2 protein-coding genes are annotated in these 1,302 nt (G+C 69.6%); one reads left to right on the forward strand and one right to left on the reverse strand.

Annotation, left to right across the window (positions count from 1 at the left end; all coding sequences use genetic code 11):
• The coding region (locus tag Q0066_RS00950) for a glycosyltransferase (protein ID WP_298129159.1) at positions 1–815 on the reverse strand (815 nt) is incomplete at its 3' end.
• A gap of 91 nt (positions 816–906) precedes the next feature.
• On the opposite strand from Q0066_RS00950, the gene Q0066_RS00955 reads away from it, so the two are divergent.
• Positions 907–1,302: hypothetical protein (locus Q0066_RS00955; RefSeq protein ID WP_298129161.1), on the forward strand; the 396-nt coding region annotated here is incomplete at its 3' end.

Below are 1,302 nucleotides of genomic sequence, written 5' to 3' on the forward strand. Positions count from 1 at the left end.
GTGGCCTTGCGCAGGGCGGTCAGCGAAAGCTCGACGGCGAGATTGGCCAGCGCCCGTTCCAGCCGCGGCCAGCCGCCGATCGCCTTGAACCCGCGGCGCAGTTCGGCCAGCGCCTCGACGAACTCCAGCGGGGCCTCGTCCCGGGTGGCCTGCAGGCTCGCCTCGTTGCCGATCCGGTACTCGATCGCGTACCCGTCGAGGTAGCTGAGCCGTTCGGCCCGGGCCAGCGCCATGGCGGTGAAATAGACGTCGTTGGCGCGCCGCAGCGACTGGAACCGCAAGTCCGCCTGCCGGACGAAGTCGCCGCGGAAGAGCTTGTTCCACGGTGCCGGGTTGACCGCGATCAGCAGCGCGTCGCCGACTTCGTCCGGTTCGACCGGGTTGTGCTCGGGGAAGTACTCCAGCCGGATGCCCCAGTCGACCGGTGCCGCCTGACCGGTGCGCTCGTCGGCCACCGTGAACTTGGTCAGCACGATGTCGGCCCGGTCGGCGAGGGCGCGGGCGTACAGGTCGGCGAGCAGGGTCGGCCCGAACTGGTCGTCGGCGTCCCAGAACGCCAGATAGTCGCCGGTGGCGACGGCCAGACCGGCGTTGCGGGCGTCCCCGGCGCTGCCGGTGGCCGGGCCGGGCAGGCCGCGCACCCGGGGATCCCGGGCCGCGAACTCGGCGATGATCGCGGGCGTCGCGTCGCGGGAGCCGTCGTCCACCACGATCACCTCGAGGTCGGTGAGGGTCTGGGCGACGATCGATTCCAGCGCCTGCCGCAGGTGCCGCTCGCCGTCCCGCACGGGGACGATCACGGAGACCAGCGGCATGGCAGACCTTCACTCGGTGGCGGGCTTGGGTGCAGCCTAGCGGCCCCCTCTCTCGACCAGGAGTCGAGAGATCAGGGGTTCGAATGTACGGATGAGGAATCCCGCCGAGGAATTTGTCGGAGTGCCCGGTTACGCTTTCCACATCGTGTGGAGCTTGGGGGGACACATGCGCCGTATTCGAATCGTCATCGCCACCGTCATCGGGCTGCTGCTCGCCGCCACGACCCTGGTGGCGCCGACGAGCGCCCGCGCCGAGGTGGTGACGGCCGGCACGATCACCGTGAAGCCGGGCCAGCGGATCACCGCGCAGTTCAAGAGCAGCGAGACCAAGCTGGACAAGAAGCGGACCGTGTCGCTGTGGGCTTCCTCCGATGGCGGTGCGAAGTGGACGAAGCTCGAGACGGTGAAGATGACCGCCAAGGGCGCCGTCACGTTCGTGCGGGTGGCCGACGGTGACAGCTACAAGGCGGTCGCGAATGCCTTCAGC

The sequence above is a fragment of the Micropruina sp. genome (assembly GCF_027492755.1).
Lineage (GTDB): Bacteria > Actinomycetota > Actinomycetes > Propionibacteriales > Propionibacteriaceae > Micropruina.